At 50.2% G+C, this 26,281-nt stretch carries 25 protein-coding genes, 2 pseudogenes and 1 riboswitch; of the genes and pseudogenes, 6 read left to right on the forward strand and 21 right to left on the reverse strand.

Going from position 1 to position 26,281, the window contains the following annotated elements:
- Nucleotides 1-90: 90 nt before the first annotated feature.
- The 16 genes and pseudogenes from FH749_12485 to FH749_12560 all read right to left on the reverse strand — a co-directional run bounded on the left by FH749_12485 (nucleotide 91) and on the right by FH749_12560 (nucleotide 16,621).
- On the reverse strand, nucleotides 91-1,488 hold the full coding sequence (locus FH749_12485) for a sigma-54-dependent Fis family transcriptional regulator (protein ID MTI96274.1): 1,398 nt from the start codon (nucleotides 1,486-1,488) through the stop codon (nucleotides 91-93).
- A 250-nt stretch (nucleotides 1,489-1,738) separates the two neighbouring features.
- Entirely contained in the window at nucleotides 1,739-2,965 is a 1,227-nt protein-coding gene (locus tag FH749_12490; GenBank protein ID MTI96275.1) for a pyridoxal phosphate-dependent aminotransferase, read from the reverse strand.
- A 102-nt stretch (nucleotides 2,966-3,067) separates the two neighbouring features.
- Nucleotides 3,068-4,123: an ABC transporter ATP-binding protein gene (locus FH749_12495; GenBank protein ID MTI96276.1), complete on the reverse strand. Its 1,056-nt coding sequence runs from the start codon at nucleotides 4,121-4,123 to the stop codon at nucleotides 3,068-3,070.
- 11 nt (nucleotides 4,124-4,134) lie between these two features.
- A complete protein-coding gene (locus tag FH749_12500) occupies nucleotides 4,135-5,802 on the reverse strand; it encodes an iron ABC transporter permease (GenBank protein ID MTI96277.1) in 1,668 nt (555 codons plus the stop codon).
- Between the two features lie 25 nt (nucleotides 5,803-5,827).
- Entirely contained in the window at nucleotides 5,828-6,880 is a 1,053-nt protein-coding gene (locus tag FH749_12505) for an extracellular solute-binding protein (GenBank protein MTI96278.1), read from the reverse strand.
- 182 nt (nucleotides 6,881-7,062) lie between these two features.
- Entirely contained in the window at nucleotides 7,063-8,364 is a 1,302-nt protein-coding gene (locus FH749_12510) for an amidohydrolase family protein (protein ID MTI96279.1), read from the reverse strand.
- 135 nt (nucleotides 8,365-8,499) lie between these two features.
- Nucleotides 8,500-9,243 carry an ABC transporter permease gene (locus tag FH749_12515; GenBank protein MTI96280.1) on the reverse strand — a complete coding sequence of 248 codons (744 nt, stop codon included), beginning with the start codon at nucleotides 9,241-9,243 and terminating at the stop codon, nucleotides 8,500-8,502.
- Nucleotides 9,243-9,967: pseudogene (locus tag FH749_12520) on the reverse strand (ABC transporter ATP-binding protein). The gene FH749_12515 and the pseudogene FH749_12520 overlap by 1 nt, the downstream one beginning before the upstream one ends.
- Before the next feature lie 57 nt (nucleotides 9,968-10,024).
- Nucleotides 10,025-10,785: pseudogene (locus FH749_12525) on the reverse strand (MerR family transcriptional regulator).
- Nucleotides 10,786-10,844: 59 nt separating this feature from the next.
- Entirely contained in the window at nucleotides 10,845-11,387 is a 543-nt protein-coding gene (locus FH749_12530; GenBank protein ID MTI96281.1) for an NUDIX hydrolase, read from the reverse strand.
- A gap of 68 nt (nucleotides 11,388-11,455) precedes the next feature.
- The gene (locus FH749_12535; protein MTI96282.1) at nucleotides 11,456-13,369 is read right to left on the reverse strand and encodes an ABC-F family ATP-binding cassette domain-containing protein; all 1,914 of its coding nucleotides are present in this window, start codon (nucleotides 13,367-13,369) and stop codon (nucleotides 11,456-11,458) included.
- 106 nt (nucleotides 13,370-13,475) lie between these two features.
- The gene (locus tag FH749_12540) at nucleotides 13,476-14,261 is read right to left on the reverse strand and encodes a hypothetical protein (GenBank protein MTI96283.1); all 786 of its coding nucleotides are present in this window, start codon (nucleotides 14,259-14,261) and stop codon (nucleotides 13,476-13,478) included.
- 221 nt (nucleotides 14,262-14,482) lie between these two features.
- On the reverse strand, nucleotides 14,483-15,223 hold the full coding sequence (locus tag FH749_12545) for a metallophosphoesterase family protein (protein ID MTI96284.1): 741 nt from the start codon (nucleotides 15,221-15,223) through the stop codon (nucleotides 14,483-14,485).
- Between the two features lie 55 nt (nucleotides 15,224-15,278).
- The gene (locus FH749_12550) at nucleotides 15,279-15,791 is read right to left on the reverse strand and encodes a 2'-5' RNA ligase family protein (GenBank protein ID MTI96285.1); all 513 of its coding nucleotides are present in this window, start codon (nucleotides 15,789-15,791) and stop codon (nucleotides 15,279-15,281) included.
- Nucleotides 15,792-15,887: 96 nt separating this feature from the next.
- On the reverse strand, nucleotides 15,888-16,292 hold the full coding sequence (locus tag FH749_12555) for a hypothetical protein (protein ID MTI96286.1): 405 nt from the start codon (nucleotides 16,290-16,292) through the stop codon (nucleotides 15,888-15,890).
- Nucleotides 16,293-16,417: 125 nt separating this feature from the next.
- Nucleotides 16,418-16,621, reverse strand: a complete 204-nt coding sequence (locus tag FH749_12560; protein MTI96287.1) for a hypothetical protein — start codon at nucleotides 16,619-16,621, stop codon at nucleotides 16,418-16,420.
- A 532-nt stretch (nucleotides 16,622-17,153) separates the two neighbouring features.
- On the opposite strand from FH749_12560, the gene FH749_12565 reads away from it, so the two are divergent.
- A complete protein-coding gene (locus FH749_12565) occupies nucleotides 17,154-18,713 on the forward strand; it encodes an ABC-F family ATP-binding cassette domain-containing protein (protein MTI96288.1) in 1,560 nt (519 codons plus the stop codon).
- A gap of 58 nt (nucleotides 18,714-18,771) precedes the next feature.
- Here the strand turns inward: FH749_12565 and FH749_12570 are convergent, their stop codons facing one another.
- Complete coding sequence (locus FH749_12570; protein ID MTI96289.1) at nucleotides 18,772-19,590, reverse strand: epoxyqueuosine reductase; 819 nt, start codon at nucleotides 19,588-19,590, stop codon at nucleotides 18,772-18,774.
- A 178-nt stretch (nucleotides 19,591-19,768) separates the two neighbouring features.
- Here FH749_12570 and FH749_12575 point away from each other — a divergent pair, with 178 nt between their 5' ends.
- From FH749_12575 to crtI, 4 genes are all read left to right on the forward strand, one after another.
- Nucleotides 19,769-20,314, forward strand: a complete 546-nt coding sequence (locus FH749_12575; GenBank protein MTI96290.1) for a sigma-70 family RNA polymerase sigma factor — start codon at nucleotides 19,769-19,771, stop codon at nucleotides 20,312-20,314.
- A complete protein-coding gene (locus FH749_12580) occupies nucleotides 20,314-20,625 on the forward strand; it encodes a hypothetical protein (protein ID MTI96291.1) in 312 nt (103 codons plus the stop codon). Before FH749_12575 ends, FH749_12580 begins: the two co-directional genes overlap by 1 nt.
- Nucleotides 20,625-20,987 (forward strand): hypothetical protein, encoded by a 363-nt coding sequence (locus FH749_12585; protein MTI96292.1) that lies wholly within the window; start codon nucleotides 20,625-20,627, stop codon nucleotides 20,985-20,987. The genes FH749_12580 and FH749_12585 overlap by 1 nt, the downstream gene beginning before the upstream one ends.
- 178 nt (nucleotides 20,988-21,165) lie before the next feature.
- Nucleotides 21,166-22,650 (forward strand): phytoene desaturase, encoded by a 1,485-nt coding sequence (gene crtI, locus FH749_12590; GenBank protein MTI96293.1) that lies wholly within the window; start codon nucleotides 21,166-21,168, stop codon nucleotides 22,648-22,650.
- A gap of 109 nt (nucleotides 22,651-22,759) precedes the next feature.
- On the opposite strand, the gene FH749_12595 is transcribed toward crtI, so the two are convergent.
- The 4 genes from FH749_12595 to FH749_12610 form a co-directional block, all read right to left on the reverse strand.
- The gene (locus FH749_12595) at nucleotides 22,760-23,707 is read right to left on the reverse strand and encodes a ring-cleaving dioxygenase (GenBank protein MTI96294.1); all 948 of its coding nucleotides are present in this window, start codon (nucleotides 23,705-23,707) and stop codon (nucleotides 22,760-22,762) included.
- Nucleotides 23,708-23,722: 15 nt separating this feature from the next.
- Nucleotides 23,723-24,157: a MarR family transcriptional regulator gene (locus FH749_12600; protein ID MTI96295.1), complete on the reverse strand. Its 435-nt coding sequence runs from the start codon at nucleotides 24,155-24,157 to the stop codon at nucleotides 23,723-23,725.
- A 107-nt stretch (nucleotides 24,158-24,264) separates the two neighbouring features.
- Nucleotides 24,265-24,561 carry a type II toxin-antitoxin system RelE/ParE family toxin gene (locus tag FH749_12605; GenBank protein MTI96296.1) on the reverse strand — a complete coding sequence of 99 codons (297 nt, stop codon included), beginning with the start codon at nucleotides 24,559-24,561 and terminating at the stop codon, nucleotides 24,265-24,267.
- Entirely contained in the window at nucleotides 24,548-24,781 is a 234-nt protein-coding gene (locus FH749_12610) for a CopG family transcriptional regulator (GenBank protein ID MTI96297.1), read from the reverse strand. The genes FH749_12605 and FH749_12610 overlap by 14 nt, the downstream gene beginning before the upstream one ends.
- Before the next feature lie 103 nt (nucleotides 24,782-24,884).
- A riboswitch (molybdenum cofactor riboswitch) is annotated at nucleotides 24,885-25,002 on the forward strand.
- Between the two features lie 125 nt (nucleotides 25,003-25,127).
- On the opposite strand from FH749_12610, the gene FH749_12615 reads away from it, so the two are divergent.
- Nucleotides 25,128-26,252 carry a hypothetical protein gene (locus FH749_12615; GenBank protein ID MTI96298.1) on the forward strand — a complete coding sequence of 375 codons (1,125 nt, stop codon included), beginning with the start codon at nucleotides 25,128-25,130 and terminating at the stop codon, nucleotides 26,250-26,252.
- Nucleotides 26,253-26,281: the final 29 nt, after the last annotated feature.

Consider the following 26,281-nt stretch of genomic DNA (forward strand, 5'->3'; position numbering starts at 1 on the left):
ATTACCGACCCTGCCGAATGTAGCAATTTGTCTACACTCATCAAGGCCTGTGTAGACAAATTGCTACACAACAAAAAAACGAACCGGAATTCACACTTCCAGTTCGTATTTCTCCATCTTTTTGTACAGGGAGGTACGATGAATGCCCAACTTTTGCGCTGCGAGTTTTCGGTTACCGTCCGCTTCAATAATTGCAGCCCTGATTGCTTGCTTTTCGGCTTCCATCAGTATCTGTTTGAGTGATCTATCGCGCGCGCTTGGTGATGGTTGGTGACTTGCCCGGATATAATCCGGCAAGTCTTCGGGAACAATCACTGATTGCGGTGCGAAGTTAATGGCACGTTCTAAAACGTTTTTCAGTTCCCGGATATTGCCTGGCCAGTGGTAGCTCTTCAACATCTCGATTGTCTCTGGGGCAAGAAGCTTATTGCCCACCGGCATATGAGCAATCAGCTTGCTGACTATATACATGGAAAGCTCATCGATGTCCTCTACTCGCTGGCGCAAGGGAGGGATTACCAGCTTTATCACATTCAATCGATAATACAGGTCGCTCCGAAACTGACGATTTTGTACTTGGGCTTCCAGATCTTCGTTGGTTGCTGAAATAATGCGGGCACTCAACTTGACTGGTTTTGTACCGCCGACCCGCTCAAACTCCCGGGCCTCCAAAACCCGAAGCAATTTCGATTGCATCGGCAGGGGCATAGAACCGATTTCATCCAACAGAATAGTGCCATCCGCCGCAAGCTCAAATTTTCCAACTTTACCGCTTTTGCGGGCTCCTGTGAAGGCGCCTTCCTCATAACCGAATAGCTCAGACTCTAATAACTCTCTAGGAATTGCAGCGCAGTTTAATGTAATAAAATTGCCATGCCTCCGCAAGCTCTCTTTATGAATCGCATGGGCAAATAACTCCTTGCCCGTCCCACTTTCACCCTGGATTAGCACAGTTGAGTTTGTTTGCGCAACTTTTTTGGCAATGCTCTTTAGTTCGAGCATACGTGGGTTTTTACAAATTATATCGTTAAAGGAATATCTGGCTTCATAAATTTTACTCAATTCGCCTTTGTAGCGATCCAGAGTTTCTTCTAATTTACGTACTTTTGTGGCCAATGATTGAAGCTCGCTGGTATCGCCAAATAGAATCGTGCCAATAGCGCCAATAATAACCCCGTCCCGGATAATCGGTATGCGCGAAGTTATCACATTGTGACCATTTATCTCCTGCACCTGGCAGATTTCTTTTTTTCCAGTTTTCACAACGATATGCAATCGCGTATTCTCAATTACTTCCTGAACCGGCTTACCCAACACATCCTCTTCCGGGACACCAAAAAACTTTTCGTAGTTCCATTTAACTATAATGCCATCCTTATTCACAAGGACCATACCGTAATAAGCATTGACCAATAGCTCTTCTACCATATCAATGCTAAACTTTAGTTGCTCAAAATTAGCATCATTTTCGATTAGACATTTGGTCATGGAAATCCCCCTTGTTGCGCAACTACTATGTACCATTATACCATTCTTAAGCGTAGTTCTTTTATTTAATAATTTGCCATCGATACAATAATCTTTCTTTAATCTTTAATAATAGCCAGTTTCCACAAAAAATGCAATACGTTTACTTGGCTGAGATAATCCTCGGTAGTGTTACTCCTTCGCCGTAAGTCAGGAACAACAAGCAAAAAGGAGAGAACTGCTCTTGCAGCCCCTCCCAGATTAAACCACTTTACCTGATAATGCCTAGTTTATCGGCTCGCTCAGTCAGGGCTTGCTTGATTCGCTCCAGGGCATTATAGCAGACCTCATCATCCCAGTAGCAGCCGATGACGATTCGCAGGTGGCCATGGCCCTGTTTGCCATAAGGCTTGCCGTCATTGCAGGCCACCTTCGCTTCTTTAATTAAGTACTGCATAATTTCGGTGGAGTCCCCCAGCTTTGAGATATTGGGCCAACATAAAAACCCCGATTCTGGCATCAGCATCGACACACCCGGTATCGAGTTGAACAGCTGAAACGCATATTTACGCCGGTCATCGTGTTTTCGATTGTATTCCTGAACAAATGACGAATCCTCAAAGGCAGCAATCGCCGCCAGCTGGGACATTGTGTTTGTGGCGCCGAGAACGTTGACAGCGCCGCCATAGAGCACATCCATAATTTCATCAGCGGCAACGATATATCCCACCCGGAAGCCACTGAGTCCCATCCCCTTGGAGATGGAGAAGACCGTCAGCGTGCGTTCCCACATTCCTGGCAACGTCGCCATGTTCACCAACTCTCGGCCGTCAAAAATCGTACTCTCGAAGGCCTGATCTACGACACAGATCAAATCGTTTTCAACAATGAAGGATGCGAGCTTTTCCAGGGACTCGCGCTTAAACACTGTGGTCGTCGGATTGTTGGGATTGGTGAGCAGGACCATTTTCGTTTTTGATGTCAGCCGCTTTTTAAACTCCACGACATCGATATCAAAATTGTTTTTCTCATAGATCGGCACCGGTACGGTAATGCCGCCCAAGAGTTCCGCGTTGAGAAAGTTAGATGGATAGCTGGGATCGAGAACCATCACTTCATCGCCAGGATTTATAAAGGGCATCATTGCGTAAAGAAGTCCGGAATCGGAGCCCGGCGTTATGATAATATTCCGCTGGGCCTCCACTGTCATGCCGTTTTCCCGAGCCAGCTTCTTTGCGATCTCCCGCTTTAAATCGGGATTGCCAATTGGCATCGTGTAATGGGCTGGAAACCCGCTCTTGAGTGCCTCGGTGGCTGCCTTGAGCACGTGGGGTGGAATCGCCGGGTCCGGGAAAAAGGGGTCGGCCCATCCCATCAGGGCCACCCCTTGCTTAGCCAGATCGGTATAGGCGCTGCCCACATCAGCTTTGGTTACCTCAGAGAATAGTCCACCTTCGAGTCTTTGAAAGTTTGGTCGCATCTTGCTCTTGATGTCCATTCATATCCCTCCAATTATAAAGAGGGAAGGCACAGAGCCTTCCCAATATAACACTTAAATGCAGGTCTTTACTTGTATTCGCCAATCCAGTCTGATTTCCCTTTAATCACGCCTCAGGACGGCCACAAAATTGGGTAACACAGTAAAACTCAGCTTGTCCCCAACCTTGCACATTTCCTCAGGATGGACGTGCACCAAAAGGTCCTTAGTCTTTCCACCCGCAAGGGGCACCTCGAGAACGGCATCGATAGACTCCCCAGTATAGGTGTATTCCTTCATAATTCCCTGAATCTGACCATCGTCAGCCAGCTCGAGGCTGTCAGGGCGGACTGAGATGTATACTTTTTCCCCCGGCCTCAGGTCATGGGTATGGGTGCAGGGCAAAATGCCCAGTTCGGTATCCACCGACTGCCCGTCGTGGCCAATTCTACCTTTGAGAATATTCGTGTTGCCGACAAAGGTGGCAACAAACTTGTTCGCCGGGAATTGATAAATTCCCCGGGGCGAACCATTTTGCTGGATTACACCATCCCGCATCACCACAACCCGGTCGGAGATTGCCAGGGCGTCTTTTTGATCGTGGGAGACAAACACCGCGGTAGTCCCCGCCTCCTTGACGATCCGCTTTATTTCCATACGCATCTGCGTCCGCAAATCTGCGTCTAAATTGCTAAAGGGCTCGTCTAAAAGTACCACCACCGGCCGTCGGGCCAGCGCCCGGGCCAGAGCCACCCGCTGTTGCTGACCACCGGAAAGCTCATGGGGAAAGCGGTTATCAAATCCGCCCAGGTTTACAAGCTCCAGGACCTCCCGAACCCGCGCTGTCCGGTCTTTGCCCTTGTAACCAAAGGCGATATTGTTGAACACGTTCAGATGGGGAAAGAGGGCGTAATCCTGAAATACCATGCCAACGCCGCGTTTTTCCGGTGGAATTGACGTGCGCTCATTGCTGACGACTTTGCCGGCCAGGGAAATCTGGCCGGAGTCAGCCCACTCAAAACCGGCAATCAGACGCAAAGTCGTTGACTTGCCACAACCGCTGGGGCCCAGCAAAGTCACGATTGAGCCTTTCTCAACTGCCAGGTTTATATCCTTAACCGCCGGCGCCGAAGCACCCCGGTAGGTTTTAGTTACCGATTTCAATTCAATATCATACATAGCACTCACCCCTAATATTTGCTCAGCATATAGCGCAACGGGATTATTGATACCAGGATAATCAGCAGAGCAGCCGGAGCCGCCAAATGGTAAATGGCCTCCGATGCCTCGCTATAGATGCGTATCGCCAGAGTGTCAAAGCCAGGCGGGCGCAGAACCAAGGTCGCTGGCAGCTCCTTGATTGCGCTGACAAACACCAGCGCTCCACCGGCCAGCACTCCTGGCAGCATATTGGGGAGCACCACCTTGAACATCACCTTCCAGGGCGGACAACCCAAGCTACGAGCAGCTTCGTCAATCCGCGGAGAGACAAGGCTCAATGACGCTTCCCCCGCCTGCATTGCCTGGGGTAAAAAGCGGACGACAAAAGCCAGGGCCACAAGCCAAAACGTGCCGTAGAGGAAGGGCAAATGGTTGTTAAAGATAAATACGAAGCCCAAAGCCACAATCACACCGGGCAGGGCGTAACCGGCATAGGCGAGTCGGTCGATGGCAGCGGAAATAACCGAGCGATATCTGGTCTTGAGGTAAATAACCGGAATCGACAACGCCATACAGAGCAGAGCCGCTATCCCGGAAACCTGCAAACTGTTTAGCGCAAAGCCAAAGAATCTGCTGTCCAGCGCACCCATCCGAATCCCAATATTGGACCAGTAGACGAGAACAGAGATTGGCAGCAATACCGACAGCATAAATACCAGGCCGACAAAAACCACTGCCAGCGGCTTCCACTTGCCCAGGGGCAGAATCAGCGGTGCCCGATAGCTGTTCCCGGTCTGGTAGTACTTGCTCTTACGCCTGGTGTAGGACTCCAGCCAGAGTATGAGCACGGTGATTACCACCAGGACAAGACTGAGCACCGCGGCAGCGGCGGTGTCCATGCCCGCCCGCTGGTAATAAATTGCCGCCGTAAAAGTTACATAGCGCAACATGGCAATGGCGCCAAAATCCGAGAGCACATAGAGGGCGACGAGAATCGCCCCGGCGCCGATGGCGGGACGTAGGAAAGGCAGGCTCACCTTCCAGAACACTTGCCAGCTGTTGGCGCCCTGGGAGCGGGCGGCCTCCTCAAAGTTCCTGTTCATCTTGCGCAGTGAAGCGCTGGCAATCAGATAGACGTAAGGATAGGTAAACATGGTCAGGACGAAAAACACACCCCAAAATGAGTATATATCCAGGGGATAATCTCCAAGTAAACTTAAACGCGCCTGCCAGAGATCCCGGGCCCAACCACTGCGGCCAAAGACAATAATGTACGTGACCGCGCCGACATAGGGCGGGATTACCAGCGGCAATGCCAAAAGCCACCGCCACAGCCTGCGCCCGGGAATATCCGAACGGGTGACTAGCCAAGCTAGAGCCACGCCAAGAATAACAGCCGCCACAGTCACTGCCACAGTCAGCGACATGGTGTTCCAGAGCAACTGAGGTATTCTTTGATCCAGTAGCCGCAGCCAGTTATCGGCACCGGCAAAGATGGAGCGCCAGATCACATAGACAATTGGAATCGCCATGAATAGAGCCACTGCTAAACCGATCAACAGCAAAATCGACCCTGGGGGATTATCCTGCCAAAGCTTAAACCACTTTTTCCGCAGGTAAAAGAAGCCAGCCGGGGCGAACCCTGATGCGGCCCCGGCTGTTTCAGTTTTGTTTGTATTTGTGTTGGTGTGTTTCATCTGACCAACTCCTAGACTGCCGTTATTATCTGAGATCCAAGTCTAGACCCGACTGCTCAATTAGGGTCCGGGTATCCTCAAAATATTCACCAAGTGCAGTTACAGGCATATCCTGGATCCTCAGATCAGTGAATTCAACAATATGCGGTTCGACGACCTCCGGATACTGGGCACCGTACTGGGAGTTAATTAAAAGCTCCAGCGACTCACCCACAAATGCCACTTGATTCTCCGGAAGCAACAACCACTCCAGAAACGCTTCCGCGTTTTGCTGATTCGGTCCATTCTTAATCAGCCCGACACCGGCAGCGTTGGCAACTGCCCCCATCTGGCCCTCATCTTGATCGAGATAGATAAAGCCAACGTTGTTATTGTTCGGTTCCAGCAACTGTTGGTGGAAATAGTAGTTGTTCACCAGGCCAAAGGCGTGCTCACCGGCGCCCACGGCGCGGCGGATGTCGCCGTGACCTTGAAAAATGCCGGCGGCATTTTTCCGGATGGCAGCAATCCATTCAGCGGTCTTGGCATCTCCCCACTGGTAACGCAGGGCAGATACATGGCCAATCATGCCACCATTTCCCCCTCTGGTGATGGCAAAGCCACCGGGCAAATCAGCCCACTTGGCATCGAACAAGTCTTCATTAGTCCGGGGTAGATCTTCGGGGGAAGTCAGTTCTTTATTATATATCAGGCCCCGGGCCCGGGCAGAGATGGCAAAGTAAGCATTGTCCTCCGAGCGAAACTCTGCCGGTATTGATTCGATCCCTTCTGGTGTAGAGCCCTGTAGCAGGCCTTCCCTGTGCAAGTAACCCAGAGCGCCCAGGTCATTTGAGATAAAGACATCTGCCTGAACATTGTTTGCTTCCTCGACAATCTGCAATGGGTTGGCGTCATGCAAAGCCACAACCTCAATGCCGGTATCCTCTGTAAATTTGTCCAGCAGGTCTTGGACAAACCGTTCGTTTCTGGCGGAGTAAACAACTAACTGATTATCGCTTTCTCCTGTTGAGCTGCAGCCAACTAGGAAAAGTGCGGCAGCAATCATTAAAGCTAAAGCTATTGAGATTTTTCTGTTCATATAAGTACCTCCTGAGACGCATACTTTGATAATTATTCTCAATACCATTATACGCTTGCCCGCTTATCCCGGCAAAAGGCGTATAAGCTACTCCAGCCGCTTTAGCTCGCCAACGCTTGCAATTAGTCGTCTTTGCTCCACTATTCTTCTTTGCTCCAAAAAAAAGAGGCCCTCGGCCTCCGCTACCAATTATTAAATGTGCCCCCTGACATATCCCCATCCGGACCAACTACGTCAAAAGTACGTTGCTCCCAACCGGGAATTTTACTCCATACCAGGCGGCCGCTTCGGGCCACCATGGCCAGATTGCGCAAATCGGAAATATGCTCATCCGGCTTGCCCCGGACGACAATGATATCAGCTTCAAGACCAGCCTGCAATGAGCCCGTCACAGTTTCCAAACCACAGAGCTCAGCGCTTGTGTAGGTTGCTGCCCTGATTGCCGCCAGCGGTGTCATACCCACCTCGGTGAGCAGTTCAAGCTCCCGGACAGTGGCATTGGTCCCGTTTATTGGGTCCGAGGGCAAGAGATCGGTGCCACAGCAGATTTTCACGCCATGCTTGACCGCGTAGCCAATACCGGTGCGATGTGTGCGGGCAGCTTCCCGCCCCTTACGGATTTGATGCTCCGGGCAGCCATGGGCCTGGAGATAGTCCTCACCATTGGAAACGCAGAGCGTCGGTACCAGAAACGTGCCCGTTTCAGCCATCATCCGAGCCGTTTCCTCAGACAAAGCATAGGCATGCTCCACCGAGTCCACACCCAGACGGATGGAATCACGGATCGGTCCGTCGGACGAGAGATGAACGGCGACCTTTTTGCCGGCGGCGTGGGCTACTTCAATCACCGCAGCTATCTCCTCATCGGTCATCTGCTTATCTGTCATGCCTTCATGCTCCCCGGCCAGACCACCGGTGTAGCAGAGCTTGAGCATGTCCACTCCCTTGGCCAGCTGGCCCCGGGCAGCCCGCATAAATTCGGCAGGTCCGCTACATTCGATTGAACCCCAGACATTGTGGCCATGGCCGCCGTGGGCTATCATGATGCTGCCACAGGTGACAATCCGCGGGCCCCAGAGCATGTTTTTGTCCACTGCCTTTTTCAGGGCAAGATCGTAATCGTCGGCACCGCCAACATTGCGAACCGTGGTTACGCCACAGTGCAACGCCTCCGCCGCCCGTCGGTATGCCAGTAACGTCCGATACGCCGGGCCAAGATCGTCATATTTATAGGGCAAATATGGCAGTTTTAAATCCAGATGGGCGTGCACATTAAAAAGGCCGGGGAGCATTGAGTACCCGGAAAGATCAACCACTCTGTCCGCCTCAGTGGCCCCTGCCACCAGTTCAGCGGACATCTCGCCCACATACTCCAGTGTGCCTGCGCCACTAGCCTCTACAGAAATTATGACCAGACCAGAATCAACTGCCGGCGCGCCGGTTCCGTCAATAACGCGTCCATTTGTCAGGTAGATATTCGCCATGTCGATTCCCCCTCAACCGGTTCATCAATAAAACTTGTACTATCCAGTATAACATACGGTTTGCCAGAGTTATCTGCAAAAGTACAAACACGAAATGCTTACGTACAAAGTAAGCCCCCATAAAGAGGGCTTACTTTATTCCCAGCGGAAATACCGAACAGACACCGTGATACAAACGGCTGTCAGCGCAACCATGACCACCAAGGGCGCAAGCACATTTTCCACTGGCATTCCCAACGCCGCCCCTTTTAGCAACTTAATACCCTGGGTAAGGGGCATGAAGTCAGCAACCCTTTGCAGGGCAGATGGCATCACCTCGTAAGGTAAAGTGGCCCCGGAAAAAATCAGCATTGGGAAATACAAAACGACACAGAGCAGGTTGGCGGTTTTCATGTCTGCTGCGACCCCTGCTACCATCATGCCAAGGCTGTAAATCGAAAGCATTACCAGCAAATATGCCCCCAAAAATCCCAGCACAGACCCCACCAGTTGAAACCCAAAGAACAGAGCAGAGACTACGTAAATCAAGATTAGAGACATCAGCGAGTAAAACATGTTCACAATAACCTGGGCCACTAGGATCAATACCGGGCTAACCGGTGTGACATGAAACCTTTTGAGGATTTTTTTGTGGCGATAATCAGCGACAACCAGGGGCAGTCCCATCACCCCGGCGGCACAAACACCTATTGACGCAAGCGCTCCGAATGACTGCTCAAAAAAGGTAAAACCTGCGCCGGCAAATGCCGGTTGTTTTCCATAAATCATCCCCAGGATTACTGCAACCACCAAAGGCATGCCAACGGCAAATATCACCATATCCATGCCCCGCAACGAGAGCTTAAACTCGCTTTTTACCATTGCCAGCAATGTGCCCATTATTCTTCACCTTCCTCTTCGTCGGTGTACCACAAATATGCGTCTTCGAATCGCTGGTAAGGGCTGTTGGCAACAGCTTCAACAACAGTCCCAGAAAAAATGATTCTGCCCCGCTTGAGTATACAGATTTCATCACACAGGGCCTCAACTTCATCCATGTAATGGGATGTCAAGAAAATGGTCAGTCCCTGCTCCTTCAGGGCTGCCAAATGCCTCCAAACGTCCCTGCGTGCCCTGGTGTCTAATCCAGTAGTTAACTCATCCAGGAAGACAATCCGGGGATTGGCAATCAGCGCCAAGACTATAAACAGACGCTGTCTGAGTCCGCCAGAAAGCTCGGCGACAAGATCGTTCCGTTTATCAGCCAGGCCGAATTGACTGAGCAAACTAGCATAATCTGCTGCCTGAGCATACAGGGACTGGTCACTTCACACAGTTCGCGGACAGTGATCTTATCTTGGAAGCTGGACTCCTGAAACTGAACGCCGACCTCTTCAAACAGCTCTTTGTTCCGGACCTGAGGATTGACCCCCAAAACCTCAATTGTCCCCTGGTCTGCTTTCTTTACGCCCAAAATACATTCAAGCGTTGTTGTCTTGCCTGCCCCATTTGCCCCCAGCAGACCAAAGACCTGGCCGGACCGGACTGTGATATCAACACCATCCACGGCCTGCAGGGTCCCATAGGTCTTACGTAACCCTTTAACTACTATCGCTGCGCCCATTTCATTTCCTCCTTGTATCTGATACAAAAAAATATAACACCTGAACAAAGTCTGGTGTTATAGTGGAGGGTTTTGCCCAAACTCTTTTTTCATATTGCGGATTTGCGCCAGCATTTCTAGCACATCTTTCTCCAACCGGGCTAATGAAGTGAGCAAGCGGTCGCAAACCGAGATAATATCTTCTGAGTTTTGGGGGGTGTCCAGCGGCCTCTTACGTCTACCTCAGACGTGTCCGCCAAGACTTGAAGCAAGCGCAAAATCGCGGACAGGGAATAATTGGCGCAGCGAAGAGAGCGGATGAGCTTCAGCCTTTGCACATCCTCATGGTTATACACCCGATATCCATTCTTCATCCTTTTTACCCTCAACAAACCGTTCATTTCCCAATTCCGCAGGGTGTCAATTGTAACCTCTAGATAGTCTGCCGCCTCCTGGCGCAGCAAGTGCACGGGACAAGCTTCCGGACTTGAGTCAGACAAGAGTTCTTCCGTAATCTCAATGGCCTCTTCGGCGTTACGCTGCTCTTTTCTTACCTGCCCCAGATAAGACCAGGTCAACTCGATTGCCCTGTCATAGTCCCCAGTTGCCGAGACCTTGATAATCTCGATTGCCCTTTTTCGCAACCCGTTCTGGGTTACCTCAGCGCGTAAAGCCAACCGGGCCAACTTGAACTGTTCCACATGCACTTCAGTAAATACACGGTATCCATTCTTCTGCCTGAGTGCCGGCGGTATCATGCCAAGCCGCTCATAGAGTCTGACCGTATTGGGATGCACGCCAAACATCCGGGCAATCTGAGCAGTTCTATACAACCACACTACCCCCTTGGACCTAACAATCCCCAGACAGAGGGACAGGCCCCTCGTCCGGAGCGAGGTTAAACTATGGTTTTTCTTGCCATACGCAGAATTGATTCCTCAGTACTATATTCTTTGATATCGCTTAATCTGACCCACTTCAACGCCCGTGATTCATGACTTATAATCAGGGACTTGTTATCATCACCCTCAGCCAGAAATCTGATATCATAATGCAAATGTTCAGGCTTGCCCATGCTCTCGGGTATGGTGTGCACATCGATATCAAAGATCTGCTCAGACAGTAGCCTCAGGTCTTCCAAGCCCGATTCTTCTCTGGCCTCCCGCAGTGCTGCCGAGACAATATCCTCCCCCTCATCAGTATGCCCACCCAATTGAAGCCATTTGCCCAACAACCTATGGTGGGTGAGCAGAACCTTGGTTCTTTCAGTATTTATTATCCAGACAGAACCGGTCAAATGTCCCCTTGGGTTACCACTACCGAGAACAATATCATTACTTGCTAAAAAAGACATAGTCATTTGCTTGGAGCGAGCATCCACTGGAGTTGCAGGATTATAGCCATTCAGAAGCTGTAGCAGTTCCTCTATCGTTTTCTGCATTCAAGATCCCCTTTTCTCTATACATTTATGGTCACTCTCCGGGCCTGTGGTCCCCTTGTCCGGGAGTGCTACCTATCCGAACGAGGGACCTGTCCCCCTGTCCGGGAACACTGCGCCAATTCTTCTTTACGCTGTTCCAGCTCCAGCCAGCGAGTCATCTTCTGTTCCAACTCCTGCTCCAACTTTTCCTGCTCTTTATGCAGTTCCGCCAGGCGCACAAAGTCGCTGCCTGCCTCAGCCTGCTCTTTCACCAGTTCATCGACACGCCCCTGAAGCTCGTCAATCTCAGCTTCCAGCCCGTCGTATTCCTGCTGCTCCCGATAGCTGAGCTTGGTCTTTTGCCGTCGGGGCCGCTGCGGGCGCTTATCCTTATCTGCATCGCCCTGCTGCGCTGGTGCCTGCCGGGCGAGGAAATCACTGAAACTGCCGGTATAGCGCTCTATGCCGCCCTGGCCGTCAAGGCAAAACAAATGCTCAGTTGTTTTGTCCAGAAACCAGCGGTCGTGGGACACTGCCACCACGGCACCGGGAAAATCATCGAGATAATGCTCCAGCACAGTGAGTGTGTCAATATCCAGGTCATTGGTTGGCTCATCCAACAACAGCACATTGGGCTCTTCCATGAGAATGCCCAGCAAGTACAGGCGCCGCCGCTCGCCCCCAGACAAGTCCCGAATATATGTCCACTGGCTGGGGCCGGTGAACAAGAACTGTTCCAACATCTTACCAACCGAAATCATCTCTCCTGAGGCCGTCTTCACCGCCTCGCGGATTCCCCGGGCATATTCCAGCACCCGCTTATTCTCATCCAACTCGCCTGCCTGCTGACGATAATAGCCAATCTTAACGGTCTCACCCCGCTGAACATCTCCCGACTCAGGAGGGACCAAGCCAGCAATTACGTCCAGGAGCGAGCTCTTGCCGCTGCCGTTGGGCCCGACAATGCCAATCCTGTCCCGGGGCAGCAATGTATAACTAAACTCACGAACCAGCTGTTTGCCACCCCGACAGATGCTGATGTCTGCCAGCTCAATAACCTTTTTACCGAGGCGGCTGCTGGCAATGTCCAGCTCGACCGCAGATTTATCGGCTAGAAAGGTCTGATCCTTCAATTCCTGATACCTGTCCTTGCGGGTTTTTTCCTTGGTAGAACGGGCCTTGGCGCCCTGAAGCATCCAGGTAAGTTCCCGTTTGAGGGCTGCCCGGTGCTTACGCAGCGCCGCCTGCTGCTTTTCTGCCCACTCGGCCTTCTGTTCCAAAAACCGTTGATACCCGCCGGAGCAGTCTAAAAATCCGCCCCGGTCCAACTCAAGAATCCGATTCGATACCCGACTCAACAACCAGCGGTCGTGGGTAATCATCAAAAGCGCCCCGGTGCGCTTTTGCAGAAAATCCTCCAGCCAGAGAATCGCGCCGGTATCTAGATGGTTGGTCGGTTCGTCCAAAACCAGTAAATCGCAGGGGGTAATCAGGGCCCGGGCCAGCGCCACCCGCTTGCGCTCCCCGCCGGACAAAGAAGATATTTCCCGGGAAAAATCCTCGATACCTAACCGGGTCAGGGCCGCCTTGGCGCTGCTCTCCACCTGCCAGGCATTGAGATTGTCCAGCTGAATGTTAAGACGAGCTAGTTCAGGGGCAAGTTCCTCTTGGCCCGTCTCAACTTGTGCTGTTAAAGAGTGATAGCGACACAAGGCCTGCAGAGCTGGGTCCTCTCCCCGGAATACTTCCTGGATGATGGTGCTATCGGAATCAAACTCCGGAAACTGGGGTAGATAATGGACCCGGACCTCGCCACCGAGTACAATCTCACCCGAGTCGGGTTGCATATTGCCGGCAACAATTCCGGCTAGCGTAGACTTTCCCGAGCCATTGCTGCCAATCAGGCCAATCTTGTCCCCGGAGGATATACCAAAACTAACCCCTTGGAAAAGGGGTTGGTCGCTGTATGCTTTGCTTATATTTTCTGCATTCAAAACATGCACTATTACTCACCTACCTAGAACAGTTATCGGACGGTTCTCCCGGAGCAGCGGGACGGTTCTCGTGCTCCCAAATTGACGCAACCTAATCATCCAGAATATGACATCATCATTCTGCCTCAATATCCAAATCAGGTTTAGTGAACATCAGTGCCAATTGCAACCCGGAGGCAACATATCCATAAATAAAAATCCCGACAAAAACCACCACCGGATGCCAGATGCCATTGAAGATTAAGCCAAAAATAAAATTGCTCACCAGGATAGTTATAATCACCCCTGCTAGATGGTGGGACCGGTTTGCGAAGTGCTCGCGACTGCGAGTAAAGGCGTCAATGACCCCCATGTCCTCAGAAACAATTGTAAACTCCCAATATATATAACGAATCCTCAAGATTACAAACACGACTAGGAACAAAAGAACGCCCAGTATCGAAAGAACTAAGGCAGATACCAACCCTCCGATAAATATAAAGGCCAGGATCAAAAGCCGCAGGCCCAAAAAGCGCGGCCAATAGCGACCAGCATAGGCGAAGAACTGTCCTGAGGACACCGATTGCCTGCGGACGACGTCGTAAAGCAAACCAACAAACCCCGCCTCTACAAAAGCAGAGAAAATCATAAATACTGCAAACAACAACAGGGCCGGACCCATGATACCTAGTCCCTCATCCAGATTAAAAACTAACCCGTTCATCATTACATAATGTTCCAAAATATCGGCGATGGAAAGCAGCCCCACATTAACTGAAAACTTGAAGGTAAAAGCCGCCTCGCCGACAAAACCGACAGTAGCAAGGCCCATCAGAAAAGATATCAGATCCATAACAACCGGAACGATAAAAAGTCCCAAATTCCGTGTCAGTGTAGAAAAACCGCGTTCTACGTATTCCAACCCCCTGTTTATTTGTTTGGAGCACAGGGACGGTTCTCGTGCTCCCAATCTCGACACGCCTGTGCCCCAAGACGCTCTAGTGTTTTTGCGCATGAATCTGCCAATAAGAACTAAATTGCTTGCTTCCTTCATTTAGCCAATAATGCTCTTCCTTGTCTCGGTCAACTATCGAAAACCCTGTTAACAGTTCGTCCAAGTTTTGCTTCCGTCCTTGTCCTCCGCTACTGCTTCTTGCGCGAATAAACAGCTGTGCGCAATTCAGTCTTGTATGCTTCCAGCTCCGGAACCGCATGCTCCTCAGCTTGCAGGATAGCCTGCTCGATGTCGTAGGGCACTCTACAAAAGTGGGTCGAAAAAGCGGCGGACTGCTGGCTCTCGTATTCGCCTTCCAAAATAACATACGATGCCATTGTCAGGTCAAGCGGGTTACCGACACTGCCAGCATTGAATAAAATCTTCCCCTGCACATTTTGTATGTAAGCCCAATGGATATCGCCATATCCAGCTATATCTGATACTCCCTGATACTTCTGGGGCCCCGCCAGTGTTGGCTCAGCAAACATATTCTCCCGTTCACTCAACTCACTGGTCGGGTGGATGCGTTTAAATACATCCAAGGGGTGGGCGTGAAACAATCGTACCAGCTTGCCGCTCAAGTAGAACTCGGTATACTCCGGCAGCTTGCGGAGATACTCCAACCCCGTGGTCCCCAGCTGCCGTCTGAAATAATCAATTCCACTGCTGCTCTGGTCGGTATTGGCGAGGAATTTATCCCAGTTCCCAACTACGATCTCGTCACATTTGGCGTGGCAGAGCTCAATCGCTTCCATTGTGCTTGGGCCCTTACCCACCAGATCCCCCAGGCAAATTATCCTGGAGACATCTTTTACTTCAATGTCCGCCAACACCGCTTCTAGTGCAGGCATATTTCCATGGATATCCGAAATCACTGCTATTTTCATAGGCCACTCCTTTTCTAATACTGGTACAGAGACAGGAGCCAAATAACCGTCCGTACTACCCAAGCTCCGCTGTCAAGCAACGGTGCCATTGTTCGTCACTCTGAGTATACACGCTTAAGGACTTGGCCCTTAATGGCAGAGGCTGCTTGCCGAATTGGGCAAAGTAAGTAGCAATTATCTCTTTGTTCTGTGGCTCCGGGTTACCCAGGGCCACTGTCATATGAAAAACTGGAAACCCTGTTTGAGGGCGAAACTCTGGAAATACGCGGTACAGACGTTGCGTTAGCTCTTCTATCGGAGCCAGCGGCGAAGGTGTCAGATACAAGACATTTGTGGTGGGAAAACTGGATATAGGGTTGGCCACAAACTCAAATCTGGATGTTTCCCGAGCAATACGTTTTAACTTGTTTGCCTCATCAACAGCTGGCAATGGAAAGCTATCCAAAAGAGTGACATGAAAAGGAATATCCCTGCCAGAATGGTTTATGTACTGCCTGCGAAAGCGCTCCAACCCCTGAATACCATGTTCCGGGATTAAACAAAGTACGCTGCGTTGGTGAGTTCCCATGCGTTAAGCCCCCTTTGGGATATACCATTATTATGACAATAGTTCGGGGTATGCACAATACCCCGGCCAAGCGGGGTATTTGCGATTGGGATAGAACTATTCTGCGCTGACGACCCGTCCCTGCAAGATCACGGGACCTACCCGAACTCCATTCAATTGCGGCCGGATAAAAGCATTGATAGTTGGCAGCGTACCGCCAAAGGTCAGCAGGGTAGAGCCAGCCCAAACTGCTTCATCCGGTGTCGGCAAGAGCACTATTTCTTCCTGGGGAGCAGACTCGCCAGGGATCTCGAGAGTTGCCACATACTGATCAAAGGGACCAAAGGTATCGGGATCAGGCAAATTAATCGCAACAAGTGTTACCCTCTGAAGCGGGGGCTCAAAAATAGTAATCTCAAAGATTGATACTCCAGAGATAAACAATTGACTGGCCGGACCCACGGGTTCGAGAACATTGGTTGTGATAAAAGGAGTCGGCTCACAACAATTCATTTGTTCCATAATTTACACCTCCACAAGCATAATATTGTCGATGGAGGATTGATGGACTGGGCTTAGTGCCCGCCCAAGCCCAAAGATAAAGCCCCCAGCGGGCTGAGGGCTAAACAAACTCTTGCAAGCGTGGACTAGAAAATACCGGCGCCCACCCAGGTGGTGCTCCATAAGGTAATCATAATCAGAAAGTAACCGATAGCAATACCAGCCACCACCAGGGAATTGCGTATCCGCCTTTCAGAACTGGAGAAATCGCGAATCAGTATATACAATCTGGCGACCATTAAGTAGCAAGCAAAAATAGCAAATAAAAACACGAAAAGCCAAAGCCACACTGCCATCCCTCCCCTAATTCATTATAACTTATTAGACAGTTTATGTTACCTATCCTGCAGCAATAAACAATGTAATTATTTTGACACACTAAATCTATAGTCGTCAGTCAATAATCTCGGAACGCCTAGGCATTAGATGTTTACAGTTGCGTTACCAGCTTGTGCCCGGCAAAGGTATGTGTTAGAATTAGCCGTGATTATGGAGGGATTTCCTATGCTGTACGTTAAACAATGCAAATTGACCTTAACAGCCAGCTCCGTACAACTATATACGATGAAGCGTTGTGTGGAGCTTAATCAGGGAACCCCGGGTTTCCAATATTCATCGGCTTATAGTCTGTAGAGAGTGTAGCATAGCTACGCTTAGTTTCCTATGACTATTGGCTGTTGAAAACGGATTAACGAGCCATGGGCAATGCTTTGTCCCATGGCTCTTTGTTTTTGACAGTCTGTTATCCATAGACACCAAAGCAGAGGGCCGGCATCAACTGATGCTGCTACTCTGCTTTTTTATTCAGGAAGGAGAATTTACATGAGCTTACTAGAGGTAAAAGATTTATCACATCGTTATGGAGATAAAATGCTATACAAAGATGCCGCCCTTGAGCTGTACAAAGGCGAACACATGGGCATGGTGGGACAGAACGGCGCAGGCAAAAGCACTCTAATAAACATTCTGATTGGGGACGTGATCCCGGATAATGGGTCAGTCAAATGGCAGTCAGGCGTTAGGATAGGCCATTTGGACCAATATGCTGTAATCGATGGTGACATAACTGTATCCCAATACCTTCACTCAGCATTTGCAGATCTGTATGCCATCCAAAGAAAGTTGGACGCTGTCTATAAGGAGATTGCAGACACCGGTGATGAGAGCCAGTTGCGCCAGGCGGCCATTTACCAGGAACAGCTTGAGAGCCGAGATTTCTACGCCATCGAGGGCAAGATCAACCAGGTTGTCCTTGGTCTTGGCATTGATGCAATTGGCGTTGAGCGACCGCTGCAAAAGCTAAGCGGCGGCCAACGGGCCAAGATTATCCTGGCCAAACTGCTGCTGGAAGCTCCCGATGTCCTGCTCTTGGATGAGCCGGTTAATTTCCTGGACAAAGAACATGTGGACTGGCTGGCCGAATTTTTAAAGTCCTTTAGTGGCGCTTTCATCGTCATTTCCCATGACCACGCCTTTCTCGAATCCGTCTGTACCTGCATCTGCGACATTGAGTTCACGACGATTAAAAAATACTGTGGCACCTATTCAGATTTCCAACGCCAAAAACAACATTTGCGCAAGGAATACATGCGTCAATATGCCGCCCAACAGAAAATGATCACCAGAACAGAAGACTATATCCGCAGGAACATCGCCGGCATAAAGAGTAAAAACGCCCGGGGGCGCCGCAAACAGCTGGATAGAATGGAACGCATTGCGCCGCCAAACTTTCAGCAAAAGCCAAGCATCAAATTCCGAGAGCTGCCCATCGCCCCCCAGGCGGCGCTTAAAGTAAATAACCTTGAGGTCGGCTACAATTCCGCCCTGCTGCCGAAACTGAATTTCTCGGTGGCAGGTGGCAAGAAGCTGGTGATTACCGGCTTTAACGGTATAGGCAAATCTACGTTGCTGAAAACCCTGATTGACGAAATCCCGGCTATCTCGGGAGGCTTCAACTTCTCCCCGCAGGCAAAAGTCGGGTATAACGCCCAGGAATTGAGCTGGGCGAACCCGCAGATGACGCCGCTCCAGATTGTCCTCCACCAATACCCTGACCTGACACAAAAGGAAATTCGCCGCCAGCTCGCCCAATGTGGCGTCAAAGATGACCATGTCACCCAGGCAATTTCCACCTTGAGCGGTGGAGAACAGACAAAGGTAAAGCTCTGCCTCCTGCTTCTTACCCCCTTTAACTTCTTAATCCTCGACGAGCCAACCAACCACTTAGACCAGGAAGCGAAGCAAGCACTGCAAACCGCCCTTGCCCAGTTTAGCGGCAGCGTCATCCTCGTTTGCCACGAGGAGTCGTTCTACAAATCCTGGGCAGACAACGCTTTGGATATTGCCGAATGCGTTAAAAACCCTGAAAGAATGTCCAGTTGATAAAATGAGAGCCAACGGAAGTGCCGCTCGTGCATTTCGTTGGCTCTCTTTTAGTTATCTACCCCGGGATGCCAGTTTCACAGGGCACGCCTACCTGGCACTTCCCGCAACCATAGCGGGGAGCAAAACGCTCTTTTACCACGTCGAGAAAATCGCAGCAGATAGTATGATCCTTACCCTCATCAAATGAGATTGCGCCAACCGGGCACTGCCTTATGCATCCGCCGCATAGAGTGCAATACTCATAAACATCCTCATACTTACGCTCAGTCGGGCTTAAGGCCAGCTCGGTTATCACGCTGCCAAAGCGGCCGGCCATGCCCTTTTCGGTTATCAGTCCCCGGGACAGGCCGAAGGTGCCCAGGCCACAGACAAAAGCCACATGCCTTTCCGACCAGTTGGAGGTAAACGAATATTTATCATTGTCATCGGGTTTCTGTTTGGACCAAATCCGCTCATCAAGGGGCGGGGCGATGCTGGCGAAGCCGGCAGCAATCAGCTCATCCTGCAGAAACTTAGTAAGCTTGTTTAGCACTTTCTGTCCTTCAATGCGCCCGTGCAACCACTCCCCGGACGGCCACCGCATCTCACTGCGGTTGCTATTCCGGACAGCATCCGTATATGGCAGAAAGAATGATATTACAGTTCTCGCCTCAGGCAGCCAGTCCTGCGGCAGCATGAAATGATCACCAACCGCGTCCTCTTTCTTCAATAAAACAAAATGCTCATCCTGGGCCACGCCAAACCCGAAGAGGGGCGCCTCATAAATCCGCATTCCCGCCATCCTATCCTCAATGGCGATTTCCGGTTTAAGATAATTGTCCTCACAATTCTCCAGGAAATTACAGGCCTTCTGAATCAGCGCTTGCTTATTCAATTTATCCCCTCCCAGTGTTAAAGTTAACCTACATATGTTACAGCTCATTTCCCCACGATGCCAACGTACACAACTCATCATTCCATACGTTATAATTATTTTACTACAAAACCAAACCGGACTCCAACTGGCGCGTATTACTTAAGGGAAGGGGGGGAGCGCTCTGGAGGACTCAACATTGATTCGTCGCTGTCAGACCGGTCAACTCAAGATGCTGGAAGTTTTAATCCAGAGGTACAAGGATCCCCTTTACCATTTCTGCCTGCACCTGTGCAAAGGGAAAAGCGCTGCCGACGACCTCTTCCAGGATACCTGGGTCCGGGTCCTGGCCAATATCCAGCGCCTGGACCCCGACCGCCCCTTTAAGACCTGGCTATTTACCGTCGCCGCCAACCTCTACAAAGACCGGTGGCGAAAACGCAAGCGCTGGCTGGAAATGGTCAAGGACTACCATATTGCCGATGTATTGGAACAACAACTTGCCAACTTGGTAGCAGATACCCCCGCCCCCGACCAGGACATCCTCGACTATGAACAGGCAAGCGAGTTACGCCGCTGCTTGGAAACACTGTCAGATAACCTGCGCATCCCTGTAATCCTGTATTATTTCCAGGAACTCACTGTTCAGGAAATCTCGCAAGTCCTGGGCATTCCACCGGGGACAGTAAAAACCAGACTGCATAGCGCCCGAGGTAAACTCAAAACCCTACTGGAGGTGACGTGATGAAGAAAAACCTGGACGAATTGTTATATGCCTATGGAAAAGCGACCCGGTTTTCACCACCGGATGAGCTCATCGAGCGCACCACCAGCAGATTGAGGAAACGAAAATCGCTGAAACTCTGGCTGCTATTGGCCGCGGCCCTAGGCCTCCCCTTACTCTATGCGCCGTTTGTTATACTGATAGTTGTGCCAATGCCAACGCCCCAGTTGCTGCTGTTTATCTCCGCAACCACCACATTCTATAACGCTTTGATTGCTGTAATGTGGTTGACCCGAACCCAGCTTAGTAAATTAGCCAAGGAGGTTTTATAATGGGAGCCCCATTCGGACTCTTTAACTTTGTCTTCTTTTCCATGTTCATCCTGATTCCGCTGCTAATCGGCATTTTTGTCTGGCGAGATGCCGGGCGCCGGGGTATGAACCAACTGCTTTGGACCCTGGTGGCCGCGCTGATTCCCTACTTGTTGGGCCTGATTGTCTACTTAATCGTTGCTTCTCAATACAATCCGCTGACGAAATGCCCCGGGTGCAGAAACAAGGTTGAACAGGAATTCCAAATCTGTCCCCACTGCGGTTACCAGCTCCAGGAAGCCTGCCCCCAGTGCAATAAACCTGTTTCCCCGGACTGGAATCTCTGTCCCAGCTGCGGTAAACATCTGCGGGAGAACTTGTAACTGGTCCACCAAGTTTGTTTCTGCTTTATCGAAATATCCCCCGACGCCTGCCGGGGGATATTTTTATGTCAGTAATACAGCTCAAGATTTGCTTTCAAACATACTTCATACACGCTGATAAATCATAAAATCTCTGCCCGAGCAAACAATAGTTATAGTTTACGTGGGGGTGATAGTGATGGCAAACACCGTCCTAATAATCGGCGCCGGCATTGGTGGACTTGCTACTGCAGTAAGACTGCTGAGCAAAGGATATAATGTGAAAATTTTTGAGAAGGAAAGCAAAGTTGGCGGCAAGACGAATCAGATTGTTCACGCCCCCTTCACCTTTGACCTCACAGCTTCCATCCTGATGAACCGGGATATTTATGAAGAAGTCTTCCATGACGCTGGTTTAAATCCGCAGGAATATCTGGAGTTCAGCAGAATTGAGCCCACTTACCGCTGCTTTTTTCCTGACGGAGACCGGCTTGACATCTCCCGGGATATCGCAGAATTGACCAAGACCCTGGAATCAATTGCTCAGCAGGACGCAGTTGGCTACTTGAAGTTATTCGCCGAGGTTTACCAGCGGTATGTAATCGCCAATGAACACTTTCTGCGCAAGACCTTTGAAAAACCGATAGATTTCATCAAGCCGTCAACGGTAGCCAATGCCTTAAAGACTAAATCTTTGTCGACCTCTGCTAAACTCATTGCCAAATACATTAAAGACCCCAAGCTTCGCAAATTCCTGGCCTATCAGGCCCTGTATGTGGGGATTTCCCCCTTTGAGGGGCCCGGCACCTATACCTTTGTGCCGGTTATCGCCCAACTCTATGGCCTCTGGCATTTGCGGGGAGGATTCTATACATACATCAGGGCCCTGGAAAAAGCGATTGACCACTTGGGCGGCGAAATTATCCCCAAATCTGCCGTTGATGAAATATTAATTTCCGATTACCGGGCGGTGGGAATCAAAGTCCATGGCGAAACAGTCCATGGCGATATCATTATCAGCAATGCCGACTTCCCCTACACAGTGAGCAGTCTGATAAAAAACAAAGCTCATCAAGGAGAGCACACAGCTGACAAGCTGAAGAGCATGCAATATACCTGCTCGGCGTTTATTCTTTATCTGGGCCTGAAGAAACAATATCCAGAGCTTTCTGTCCATAATCTCTACCTAAATGAGAATTTCAAGGAAAATATTGAGCAGGCTTTTCGCGGCCAAATACCCACAGAGCCCTCCTTCTATATCTATTGTCCCTCGCGGATAGACAACACCATGGCCACAGAAGGAGAATGCTTGAGCGCCGTCGTGCGCGTGCCCAATTTAACAGCCAATAATATTACCTGGGGCCAAGATACAATCAGCACCATCAGAAACAGAATTCTCTCCGCGCTGAAAAGCATCCCCGGACTCGCGGACATTGAAGATAATATAAGTTTTGAGAGCCAGCTGACCCCGAAAGACCTGAAGCAGCGGTTCAACTCCTATGCCGGTGCCGCCTTTGGCCTCAGCCCCACATTAACACAGACCAACTACTTTCGCCCCCATCTCCAGTCGGATGCGGTCAACAACCTTTATTTTACAGGTCAGTCCGTGCACCCCGGTCCTGGTGCATCCCTGGTCCTGCTTTCAAGCAAGCTTGTCGTTGAAAAAATCCTCGCCAAACGCTAAGCATGAACATCAGTTGAGACGGATTTAAACGCTGTAGCGCAACAATAAAAGCGGGGTATATGCCCCGCCTTTATGTTGCTTAATTTTGGCTAATGTTACTTGCAATAATCTAACGATCCTGTTCCAGGACTCTGACCTGGATTGGCTCCAAGCCGGCTTCAATCCGCTCCCGCATCTGTTCATACTGGGGCGGCAATACAAGTTCCCCGCCCAAGCCCTCTAGAGGTTCGTCGATTGTGAAGCCTGGCCCATCGGTGGCAATCTCATAAAGGATTCCCCCCGCTTCGCGGAAGTAGATGGAGCGGAAGTACTGGCGGTCAATCACCGGCGTCGGTCGAAAGCCGTAGTCCTCCACCGCCACTCTCCAATCACTCTGTTCCTCTTCATCCCTTGTCCGCCAGGCAATATGGTGGATTGTACCGGCGCCGCCACTACCCCGGTCCTTCGCGCCGGTGTAGACGTCAACAATATTGCCATACTCTCCCAAGGAACGGAAACGGACATACTCCCTATCCTCACCTATGCGCTCAAAACCCAACAACTCTTCCAGCGCCACCATTGTATTCTCAGGTTTGAGACTAAAGAGAACGGCGCCGCCAAACCCCTTGATTGCATGCTCGGAAGGAACGCCACCAAATGTCCAGTTACTATTGGGGATATCGTCCCTCTCGACCAGCTCCAATTGTAAACCATCCCAGTCCCGAAACCTGAGATAAGTCTCGCCAAAGCGTTCGCTGCGCTCAAAGGGAATCCCGAATTTAGCAAACCGCTGCTCCCAGAAGGGTAATGACCCTGCTGGCACGGCGAAAGTTGTAAAGCCAACCTGACCGGCACCCACCTCTCCCCGCTGATTATCATTGGACAGGAAGAATGTCATGGCGGTGCCGGGACTGCCCGCTTCATTGCCAAAGTACAAGTGATAAATCTCCGGCGCATCAAAATTGACCGTCCGTTTGATCATGCGTAAACCCAATATCCCTGCATAGAAGTCCACGTTCGCCTGGGGGTTACCCGCAAAGGCAGTAATGTGGTGAATGCCTGCGGATTGCCGTTTCATTAAAATAACCTCCTGTTAATTAGCTTTGGCCGCGTGTCCCAGCTTCTTTAACAGTTCTATTGTTTTAGCCTGTTCTACCGGGGAAAGTCCGGCCGTTATCTGCTGAACCGCTGCCTGGTGCTGGGGAAAAATGTCCTCAAACCGAGCTTGCCCCTCAGGGGTCAGCTCGGCATAAGTCACCCGTCTGTCTTCTGGGCAGGCAACCCGTCGCACCAGTCCCTTCTTTTCCAACTTATCCACTGTGTAGGTGATATTGCCACTGGTCATGAGCACCTTATCTCCAATCATCTGCATGGGAATGGTTCCTTTGTGGTACAAAAGCTCCAATACACTAAACTCCATGACTGCTAGTCCGTAACCCTTAATGTCTTTTTCCACCTGTGCCATCACAGACTTATATGACCGGGACAGGACTATAAGCAATTTCAGAGCCAAATCGCCCCCTTGCATATAGCACCTCCATTACTTTAACCTTAAGTATCTTTAGCTTAAGATAATTATACAACAAAAAGCCTTTATTCAAATACATCAATAAAGGGGTGCGGTGAGCAGGTCACTTACATGTCTATAATGTATTGTCCTGATTCCTCATGAAGCTGCTTATAAACATCCCTTCGATGACTGATTTTAACGATAATCACAACACGCTCTTCATCCATAATCTCATAGATAATCCGGTAGCTTCCCTGCCGGAGACGATATCGCTCCTGGGTTGATAGTTTTTCACTGCCAGGCGGTCTCGGCTCAGATTTCAGCTTATCTATACGCCTGACAATGTGCTCCACATCTTTAACAGGAAGATTGCGCAGGTCCTTGGCAACAGATTTTTTAACCCGAAGCTCATAACTTGCCATTTGCTTTCAGGTCTTCCAGGACTTCCTCGTAACTGATTGTTGGCTCGAGAACCCGTTCCTCAAACGCAGCCAAATCAGCCATATCTTCACGGAGCATATCCCTAACCGCGTTATTAACTAACTCTGACACCGAGCATTGAGTAGAAGCCGCTTTCAACCGAAGCGCCGCATGAATCTCCGGAGCAAAGTAGATTGTGGAACGCTTTACAGGTTTGCTCAACATAATCCCCCCTCAAGAACACCATAACACTATGACGTTTCAGCGTCAAGTCACCATCGCCCATCTTGACAAGCATCACACATATCAGTATCATGAAGACAAACACAATACCTCGCTCCGAGTCTACATTTCTAAGGGAAACTATGAAACGTAGACCGATAGGGTATCGTTGGAAACGGCGCTGCCTCCCGGATTTGGAAAGGAGTCGTACATACAAGCCGCTTTGCTTCTTGCTAGTTACATGTATGTCAAGCGCAGACTCTGTTCCAGGGTCTGATTTTTGTTTCAGGGAGCTCTATAGTGACGGGGATTGTGAGCTAAAGTACAACATCAGGGAGAGTGGAAAATGAAACTAACTAGTAAGTGGGCTCTGTTGACGATTGTCCTTGTCCTTACACTCGGCCTAGCAGCCTGCGGAGGCACTGGCGGGGAAGTGCCCGGCGACGATTATACTAGCGAGGACAATGTAGTCGTCATCGAATGCGAGGAAGCCGGAGAAATTGAGCTGTCTGTAGCAGACTTCATGGACCTTGAAGCTGTATCCGAAGAGATCGTCCGCCTGGACGATAATGGTGATGTTGAAGAGCAGTACTCAATCAAAGGAGTCCTATTGGAAACTGTACTGGCTCACCTGGAAATCGGTATTGGTGACCTGGGTACCGTGCGTTTTACCGCCGGCGATGGTTACTCAGTTGAAGTCCCCAATAATATAGTCGCTGGTGGCAAGATTATCCTTGCCTACGAGATTGATGGAGAACCCTTGCACGAAAACACCGGCCCAATTCGGATCTTTATACCCGACGAAGAAAGTATGTACTGGGTGCGGAACACTGTGAAAATAAATCTCAACCGGGGCGAGTCCGGCGGCAGCCAGGATCCTAGCGGGGAAATCGGCGTATTGGAGCAAATAATTTTCTTTGAAACCCTGCTCCCAGAATTGGAAGTACTTGACTATATCGCTGAAGCCGATGCAAAGGCTGTTAAAACAGAAGCGGTGTTTGCAGATGTACAAGCTGGTAGTCTCGTCCAAATGCTGGCCAGTGACGGATTCGAGAAAAACGAGGAATTTGCTACAGCCATCGAACAATATGTTGTTGTTGAAGGCGAAAACACCCCTGCCTTCCGGGGCCCTGACCTTCCCCGGGGCATGCATGTCCGTGACTTAGTATGGATGGGCAGTGGCGACACAGGATTCCTCTTTGTCAAAAACGGACTGGAATACTTCGATGAGGCAGAAGTCGATGGCGACAAAGGTATAAGCTTAAAGGACATTGCGGATAAGTTCAGCCTTAAGGAAGCCGACACCTATATCCTCGAGTCTGATGATGGTTATAGTGTCGAGATAAGCTATGAAGAACTGGAAGCAGGAATCGTCTTTTTCCGGGACAGTGGCGAAATATCTTCAGCCTTTGAGGGTCTTCCCAAAAATACAGCGGTAAAAGGCCTGTTGTCAATCCGCGTTGCAGACTAAACTAGCAATTAGATGCCAGAGGGGGCAAT

Source organism: Bacillota bacterium, assembly GCA_009711825.1.
GTDB lineage: Bacteria > Bacillota > Proteinivoracia > UBA4975 > VEMY01 > VEMY01.

Excerpts from the sequence above, each read along its gene's own strand:
- FH749_12555 (MTI96286.1), bottom strand. The coding sequence starts at position 16,292 with ATGGAACAAATGAATTGTTGTGAGCCGACTCCTTTTATCACAACCAAT.
- FH749_12485 (MTI96274.1), bottom strand. The coding sequence starts at position 1,488 with ATGACCAAATGTCTAATCGAAAATGATGCTAATTTTGAGCAACTAAAG.
- FH749_12530 (MTI96281.1), bottom strand. The coding sequence starts at position 11,387 with ATGCAGAAAACGATAGAGGAACTGCTACAGCTTCTGAATGGCTATAAT.
- crtI (MTI96293.1), top strand. The coding sequence starts at position 21,166 with ATGGCAAACACCGTCCTAATAATCGGCGCCGGCATTGGTGGACTTGCT.
- FH749_12510 (MTI96279.1), bottom strand. The coding sequence starts at position 8,364 with ATGGCGAATATCTACCTGACAAATGGACGCGTTATTGACGGAACCGGC.
- FH749_12595 (MTI96294.1), bottom strand. The coding sequence starts at position 23,707 with ATGAAACGGCAATCCGCAGGCATTCACCACATTACTGCCTTTGCGGGT.
- FH749_12605 (MTI96296.1), bottom strand. The coding sequence starts at position 24,561 with ATGGCAAGTTATGAGCTTCGGGTTAAAAAATCTGTTGCCAAGGACCTG.
- FH749_12545 (MTI96284.1), bottom strand. The coding sequence starts at position 15,223 with ATGAAAATAGCAGTGATTTCGGATATCCATGGAAATATGCCTGCACTA.
- FH749_12600 (MTI96295.1), bottom strand. The coding sequence starts at position 24,157 with ATGCAAGGGGGCGATTTGGCTCTGAAATTGCTTATAGTCCTGTCCCGG.
- FH749_12615 (MTI96298.1), top strand. The coding sequence starts at position 25,128 with ATGAAACTAACTAGTAAGTGGGCTCTGTTGACGATTGTCCTTGTCCTT.
- FH749_12550 (MTI96285.1), bottom strand. The coding sequence starts at position 15,791 with ATGGGAACTCACCAACGCAGCGTACTTTGTTTAATCCCGGAACATGGT.
- FH749_12500 (MTI96277.1), bottom strand. The coding sequence starts at position 5,802 with ATGAAACACACCAACACAAATACAAACAAAACTGAAACAGCCGGGGCC.
- FH749_12495 (MTI96276.1), bottom strand. The coding sequence starts at position 4,123 with ATGTATGATATTGAATTGAAATCGGTAACTAAAACCTACCGGGGTGCT.
- FH749_12490 (MTI96275.1), bottom strand. The coding sequence starts at position 2,965 with ATGGACATCAAGAGCAAGATGCGACCAAACTTTCAAAGACTCGAAGGT.
- FH749_12585 (MTI96292.1), top strand. The coding sequence starts at position 20,625 with ATGGGAGCCCCATTCGGACTCTTTAACTTTGTCTTCTTTTCCATGTTC.
- FH749_12505 (MTI96278.1), bottom strand. The coding sequence starts at position 6,880 with ATGAACAGAAAAATCTCAATAGCTTTAGCTTTAATGATTGCTGCCGCA.
- FH749_12565 (MTI96288.1), top strand. The coding sequence starts at position 17,154 with ATGAGCTTACTAGAGGTAAAAGATTTATCACATCGTTATGGAGATAAA.
- FH749_12580 (MTI96291.1), top strand. The coding sequence starts at position 20,314 with ATGAAGAAAAACCTGGACGAATTGTTATATGCCTATGGAAAAGCGACC.
- FH749_12515 (MTI96280.1), bottom strand. The coding sequence starts at position 9,243 with ATGGGCACATTGCTGGCAATGGTAAAAAGCGAGTTTAAGCTCTCGTTG.